The organism is Anaerococcus lactolyticus S7-1-13 (assembly GCF_000758765.1).
In the GTDB taxonomy this organism is placed as follows: domain Bacteria; phylum Bacillota; class Clostridia; order Tissierellales; family Peptoniphilaceae; genus Anaerococcus; species Anaerococcus lactolyticus.
On the sequence record NZ_JRMW01000024.1, the window covers coordinates 92,348 to 99,960 of the forward strand.

General features: G+C 36.2%; 5 protein-coding genes. 3 read left to right on the top strand and 2 right to left on the bottom strand.

The features are described 5' to 3' along the window. Positions 1 to 65: 65 nt before the first annotated feature. Together ppdK and HMPREF1630_RS02420 are read right to left on the bottom strand one after the other, a co-directional pair. A complete protein-coding gene (gene ppdK / locus HMPREF1630_RS02415; protein ID WP_037326737.1) occupies positions 66 to 2,690 on the bottom strand; it encodes a pyruvate, phosphate dikinase in 2,625 nt (874 codons plus the stop codon). A gap of 13 nt (positions 2,691 to 2,703) precedes the next feature. Next, on the bottom strand, positions 2,704 to 3,501 hold the full coding sequence (locus HMPREF1630_RS02420) for a pyruvate, water dikinase regulatory protein (protein ID WP_037326738.1): 798 nt from the start codon (positions 3,499 to 3,501) through the stop codon (positions 2,704 to 2,706). 457 nt (positions 3,502 to 3,958) lie between these two features. On the opposite strand from HMPREF1630_RS02420, the gene HMPREF1630_RS02425 reads away from it, so the two are divergent. From HMPREF1630_RS02425 to HMPREF1630_RS02435, 3 genes are read left to right on the top strand one after another with little or no spacing between them, the layout of a single operon-like run. Next, positions 3,959 to 6,595, top strand: coding sequence for a valine--tRNA ligase (locus HMPREF1630_RS02425; protein WP_037326740.1), 2,637 nt, complete (start codon positions 3,959 to 3,961; stop codon positions 6,593 to 6,595). Beyond that, complete coding sequence (locus HMPREF1630_RS02430) at positions 6,595 to 7,329, top strand: class I SAM-dependent DNA methyltransferase (protein ID WP_037326741.1); 735 nt, start codon at positions 6,595 to 6,597, stop codon at positions 7,327 to 7,329. The genes HMPREF1630_RS02425 and HMPREF1630_RS02430 overlap by 1 nt, the downstream gene beginning before the upstream one ends. Further along, positions 7,326 to 7,526 (top strand): cold-shock protein, encoded by a 201-nt coding sequence (locus tag HMPREF1630_RS02435; protein WP_004828739.1) that lies wholly within the window; start codon positions 7,326 to 7,328, stop codon positions 7,524 to 7,526. The genes HMPREF1630_RS02430 and HMPREF1630_RS02435 overlap by 4 nt, the downstream gene beginning before the upstream one ends. The last annotated feature ends 87 nt before the right edge of the window (positions 7,527 to 7,613 follow it).

Consider the following 7,613-nt stretch of genomic DNA (forward strand, 5'->3'; position numbering starts at 1 on the left):
ATTATAAAAATTGCAAATTTTTAGCAAAAAAATCTCCGATTAGAAAACTAATCGGAGATTGGATTTTATTTATTTTTTTCTATTGCTGCTTGAGCTGCTGCAAGTTTAGCTATTGGAATTCTGAATGGTGAACAAGATACATAGTCAAGACCTACATTGTAGAGGTATTTAACTGTGTTTGGTTCACCGCCGTGCTCACCACAGATACCTAAGTGGAGGGCAGGATTTGTCTTTCTTCCTTTTTCTACAGCTGTTTCTACTAAGAAACCAACGCCTTTTTGATCTAGAACTTGGAATGGATCTTTTTCAAAGATATCTTTTTCGATATAAGCTGGTAAGAATTTACCTGCATCATCCCTAGATAGACCGAAGGTCATTTGAGTCAAGTCGTTTGTACCGAAGCTGAAGAAGTCAGTTACTTGTGCGATCTCATCTGCTGTGATAGCAGCTCTTGGGATTTCAATCATGGTACCAAGAAGGTATTTGATTTCCATTCCTTGTTCTTCAAAGACTTTTTCTATTTCTTCCCTAACGATATTTTTAACGTAATCAAGTTCGTGAACATCAGATGATAATGGGATCATGATTTCTGGAACAACATTTACGCCTTCCTTATTTAATCTAATTGCAGCTTGCATGATTGCTCTTGCCTGCATTTTTGATATTTCTGGATAGATTACACCAAGTCTAAGACCTCTGAAACCAAGCATTGGGTTTACTTCTTGAAGTTCTGCAATTCTTTCTTTAACCCTAGCTGGTAGCATCTTTAGGTCAAGGGCAAGATCAGATATTTCTTTTTCTCCCTTTGGTAGGAATTCGTGAAGAGGTGGGTCAAGAAGTCTAACTGTTACTGGTCTTTCCTCCATTAGTTTGTAGATTTGATAGAAGTCTTCCTCTTGCATTGGAAGGATTTTATCAAGGGCAGCTTGTCTAGTTTCAAGATCTGAAGCAAGGATCATCTTTCTAACTTGGAAAATCCTGTCATCTGCAAAGAACATGTGTTCTGTCCTACATAGACCAATACCTTCTGCACCAAATTCTAGCGCTTGTTTAGCATCTCTTGGTGTATCAGCATTTGTTCTAACTTTCATATCTCTATACTCATCTACCCATTGCATAAATTTGCCGAAAGCACCATGCATTTGTGGTGGTTGAGTAGCAAGGGCACCTGCATAGATTTCACCTGTAGATCCGTCAATTGAAATTGTATCTTCACTTGTTAGGACAACATCGCCTACTCTTAGGGTGTGTTCAAATTCGTTAACGTGGATATCTGATGCACCAGATACACAGCACTTACCCATACCTCTTGCAACTACAGCTGCGTGGGAAGTCATACCACCACGTGCAGTAAGAATACCAACTGCAGATACCATACCTTCAAGGTCTTCTGGGCTTGTTTCTTCACGGACAAGGACAACTACTTCACCATCTTTAGCTCTCTTAGCTGCTTCTGGGGCAGAGAAAGCAATTTTACCTACAGCTGCTCCTGGAGATGCTGCAAGACCCTTGGTAAGTGATTGGGCATTTTTTACAGCTTCAGCAGTAAAGGTTGGGTGGAGAAGACCGTCTAGGTCTTGTGGATTAACTCTTAAAAGAGCTTCTTTTTCGTCAACTAAGCCTTCTTCTACCATATCTACAGCTACTTGGACAGCTGCTTGGGCAGTTCTCTTACCATTTCTAGTTTGTAAGAGGAAAAGTTTGCCTTCTTGGATAGTAAATTCCATATCTTGCATGTCTTTGTAGTGTTTTTCAAGAGTTTGTGCTGTATTATAAAATTCGTCATAAACTTCAGGCATAAGCTCGTGAAGGTGGCTTATTGGTTCTGGTGTACGAACACCTGCAACTACGTCTTCACCTTGAGCGTTCATTAGGTATTCACCGTAAAGGACGTTTTCACCAGTAGCTGGGTTTCTTGAGAAAGCTACACCAGTACCAGAAGTTTCACCCATGTTACCAAATACCATGGTTTGAACGTTAACAGCTGTACCCATCTTATCATCAATTTCGTTTAATTTTCTATAGAGGATAGCCCTTGGGTTGTTCCATGAAGAAAATACTGCTGAAATAGCAAGGTCTAATTGTTTTCTAGGATCTTGTGGGAATTCTTCGCCAGCAAGTTCTTTGTAAACTTTCTTGTATTTTTCTACAACATCAACAAAGTCTTCTGCTTCCAAGTCGTGGTCAGTTTTTACGCCTTTTTCTTCTTTTTTTGCTGTAAGAACTTCTTCAAATTTATTTTTATCAAGTCCCATGGCAACGTCAGCAAACATTTGTATAAATCTTCTGTAAGAGTCGTAGGCAAATCTCTTGTTTTCTGTCTTATTTTCAAGACCCTTAACAGCAACATCATTAAGACCAAGGTTTAGGATAGTATCCATCATACCTGGCATAGATATTGGTGCACCGGACCTAACTGATACTAGGAGAGGGTCCTCATTGTTGCCGAAAGTCTTGCCATTGTGTTTCTCAAGATCTTTGATGTGGCTAGTAATTTCTTCGTTTAAGGTATCCCAAAGCTTTTGATCTTCATTGTAATATCTGATACAAGCTTCAGTAGTTACAGAAAAACCATATGGTACGTTAATACCCATATTTGTCATTTCTGCAAGGTTTGCACCCTTACCGCCCAGAGTATCTCTCATTGTCTTGTTGCCTTCATCAAAGTTATAAACGTATTTTGTGCTCATAATTCGTTCCTTTCTATATTTTATTTAAGCTATTGATGATAATTTCTGAAGTTTCTTCTATAGATTTATAAGTAACATCTATAATAGTACAACCTAGGTCATTCATAAGCTCTAGGGCATAATCAATCTCCCTATCAATCCTTCCCTTAGAGGAATAAAGCGAATCAATAGACAAGCCTAAAGATTTAAGTCTTTCTTCTCTTATTTTTTTAAGGACTCCCTTGTCTATAGTCAAACCAAAAATTTTACTAGGGTCTATCTCAAATAATTCTTTTGGAACCTTTGAGTCAACCAAAATTGGTATATTGCTAACCTTAAGTCCCTTGCTAGCAAGGTACATGGATAGGGGGGTCTTAGATGATCTTGAAACTCCAATTATTGCTACGTCACAAAAAGCTAGGCCCTTAAAATCTTGTCCATCATCAAAATTTATCGCAAAATCCAGAGCATCGATTCTCTTTTGATGATTTTTAGCTGGTGAATCTATTTGGACTTTTTTTTCTGAGGTTTTATCCAAGAGATTTGCCATTTGACTTACAGAATAATCCATAAGTCCGATTGACTTTAATTTTTTACTAGCCAAGTATTTTTTGACATAGGCCTTCATTTTAGAATCTCTAAATGAGTGGTAAATTATCGAACTGTCACAATCCTTTATTGATGTTAGTATCTGGGATAGTTTTTTCTCACTATTAATCCTATCAAACGTTTTTATTTCATAGGCTTTATCAAAGTGTCCCATGGTGAGTTTAACCATTTCTAATAGGGCAATAGCGCTACTATCTGAGATTATATATATTTGCAATTTCATAATTTCTCCTACACCAAGACTCTACACCTATTATATCAAAAAAATTAAAATAATGAAAATATTTTCATCAAAAATTTATAATTATCCTTAGACTTGAGAATAAATTGCTCAAATTACAAGGATAAGGCTTGGTAAAGAAATTATATCTTTAAGGAAATCTATATCATGAAAAACATGGATATTTCTTTAACAAAATTTGATGGTGTTGACTTTTAGCTAATTATTAATATAATAAATTTAAGTTGAATACTAACAATGAAAGAGGAGTAAGCTAAAAAGTCCCTCAGAGAGAAGATGGCTGGTGAAAATCTTTGGATCTATTAGGTGAAGGTTGCTTTCGTATATGTTAATGTAGCATGCATAAATGCAAAGAGAGTCTTTTTATAAGAAATTTAGGTGGTAACGCGATAATTCGTCCTAGAATGCGTTATCACCTTTTTAATTGAGAGGAGAAATTATGGATACAAAATATAATCCACAGGATTTTGAGAAAAAAATTTACAAAGAATGGGAAGATGGTGGATATTTTAAGGCAGGAGTAAACCCAGATAAAAAGCCATTTACAATAGTAATGCCACCACCAAATGTAACTGGGCAATTGCACTTAGGCCACGCCCTAAATAATACCTTGCAAGATATTGTTATTAGATACAAGAGATTGGCAGGCTTTGAAGCCCTTTGGATACCTGGAACTGATCATGCTTCTATTTCTACAGAAGCCAAGGTTGTAGGAAAAATTGCGGGTGAAGGTAAGACTAAGGCAGATTTAGGTAGGGATGGCTTCCTAAAAGAAGCTTGGGATTGGACCCATAAGTATGGTGGTACAATTAAAAAACAACTAAGGACCATCGGTGTTTCTTGCGATTGGAATCACGATTCTTTCACAATGGATGAAAACCTAACTCGTGCTGTCAAAAGAGTTTTTAAAAAAATGTACGATGATGGATTGATATACAGGGGCAATAGGATTGTAAACTGGGATCCAAAGGCAGAAACAGCAATTTCTGATGCAGAAGTTTACCACAAGGACCAAAAGGGTAAGCTTTGGTATATCAAATATCATTACGAAGATAGTGATGATTTTATAACAATAGCTACAACTCGTCCAGAGACCATGCTTGGCGACTTGGCTGTTGCAGTAAATCCAGAAGATGAACGCTTTAAGGATAAGATAGGAAAAAATTTAATCCTTCCGCTTGTAGGTCGCAAGATTCCAATAATTGCAGATTCTTATGTAGATATGGAATATGGTACTGGTTGTGTAAAAATAACACCATCCCATGACCCTAACGACTTTGAAGTAGGAGCTCGTCACGATCTTGGTCAATGTGTTATTTTAGACTCTAAGGCTCACATTGTTGAAGGCTATGGCAAGTATTCTGGCATGGAAAGATATGAAGCAAGAAAAGCCATGCTTGCTGACCTCAAAGAGCAAGGTCTTCTTGTAAAAATTGAAGAAATCGACCATGCAGTAGGTTATTCTGAAAGAACTGATGTTGTAATCGAACCACTTATTTCTAAACAATGGTTTGTAAAGATGGATGATTTTGCCAAGATGTGTATAGATGCTTACAATTCTGGCGAATTAAAATTAATCCCAGAAAATTTATCAAAAACCTACATGAACTGGCTTGAAAATATCAGAGATTGGACAATTTCCCGTCAACTTTGGTGGGGCCACAGACTACCAGTTTTCTATACAGAAGATGGGGAAATCATAGTATCAGAAGAAGAACCAGACGAAAATGGAATGCTTGAAGGCAAAAAAGTTACCCAAGAAGAGGACACACTTGATACCTGGTTCTCATCAGCCCTATGGCCTTTTGCTACCCTAGGTTGGCCAGAAGAAAATGAAGAATTTGACTATTTCTTCCCAACAGATATCCTAATCACTGGCTATGATATAATCTTTTTCTGGGTAATTAGAATGGTGTTTGCTTCCCTATATACAACTGGAAAAGTACCTTTCTCCCACGTTTTATTTACAGGTCTAATCAGAGATAGCCAAGGCAGAAAGATGAGTAAGTCTTTAGGCAATGGTGTTGACCCAATAGACGTAGTTAACAAGTATGGAGCAGATGCTCTTAGGTTTACTTTGATTACAGGCAATTCCCCAGGAAATGATATGAGATATGATGAGGATAGGCTTCTTGCATCAAGAAACTTTGCCAACAAGTTATGGAATGCATCAAGGTTTGTCCTTATGAATATAGATGAGTCTGATGACTTAGATTTTGATGGAAAAAATTTAACCCTTGAGGATAAGTGGGTCCTAAAGAGACTTAACCAAGTTATAGAAGATGTATCTAAGAATCTTGATAAGTATGAAATAGGCATGGCTGCAGATAGGATTGAAGACTTTATTTGGAACGAATACTGTGACTGGTATATAGAATTTGCGAAAATTAGACTTTACGGTGATGATGAAGAGGCTAAAGCAAATGTGAAAAAAGTATTGATTTATGTGTTAAAATCAATGCTCATCCTCCTTCATCCATTTATGCCTTTTATAACAGAAGAAATTTATTCTTCACTTCCAAATAAAAAGGACATGCTAATTGTAGAAGAATGGCCAGAAATCAAGGAAGAGTTTGATTTTGTAGAAGAAGAAAAAAATGTGAACTCTGTTATTAAGGCAATCACAGCCATAAGAAATCAAAGGGCAAGTCTGAATGTACCAGCAAAAACTAAGCAAAACCTAACTATAGTTGCTGAAAACGACAAGAACAAGGACCTACTCGAACAAATAAAAGCTCAATTTATAAACCTTGCAAGTGCAAGTGGGGTTGAAGTTTTAAATAAGGATGAAGCAGAAATATCTGACGAAGGCTTGGTAAAACTTGTCTTTAACGAATTTTCAGTTTATATGTCCCTAGACGAACTAATGGACTATGATAAGGAGAGAGAACGTCTAAGAGGCGAGATTAAGAAAATAGAATCTGAAATTAAAAGAGCAGAAGGCAAACTTTCAAACAAGGGCTTCACAGACAAGGCTCCAGAAGTTGTTGTTAATAAGGAAAAAGAAAAATTAGCTGACTACAAAGACCTTTTAGAAAAAACCAAGGCTAGTCTTGAAGAAATAAAGGATAAGTAATGTACGGTGAGTTTTCCTATATCTATGACAAATTAAGTTTTGATATAGACTACGAAGGCTACGCCAAAAATATCAAGGACTTGGCAAAAAAATATGAAATTGGAAATGAGAATATGCTTGAGCTCGCTTGTGGCTCGGGCATGCTCACCCAGTATTTTTTTGATGACTTTGAGAGAATAGATGCCCTTGATATTTCAACAGATATGCTAAATTGTTTTGCAGAAAAGTATGATATTGACAAGGTAAATCTAATTTATTATGATATGGTAGCCTTTGAACAAAAAAACTTTTATGACCTAATCGTAATCTTATTGGATAGTGTAAATTACGTCACAAATCCAGCTGACCTTGAGAAACTTTTTAGAAATTCCTATGACAATCTTAAGGACGATTCGCTTTTGGTTTTTGATATAAATTCAGAAATGAAGATGCGAGAGATTTTTGGGTCAGAATGCTATGTCTATGAGTATGAAGATATTTTCTATACTTGGGATAATTATATGGAAGATGACCTAATTAATATGAATCTAAACTTTTTCGTAGAAAATCCAGACGGAACATACAGGAGAATAGAAGAATATCAACAGGAAAGGATTTACGGGGTTGACTATGTAAAAACTTTGCTTGAAAAGATTGGTTTTACTGATATAAGGATTTTTGACGAGGATACACTTGACGATGTAAATGAGGAAACTTTGAGAGTCCTATTTTCAGCAAGAAAGGCGGCAAAATGAGTATAGGTGTAGTTAAATTCTTTGATAATAAAAAAGGATTCGGTTTTATAAAGTGGGGTGGAGAAGATCTCTTTGTTCATTTTTCTGATATAGTATCTGAAGAAGAATTTAAGAAATTAGAAACTGGAGATAATGTAGAATTTGAAAAAATCGAAGCCCCAAGGGGCCCACAAGCAAAAAAAGTAAAAAAAATATAAGAAGGGGCTGTTGCATAAGTCCCAACATAGAAAAAAGACGAGGAAACTAAACATCCTCGTCTTTTTCTGATACAATGTATTTATGAA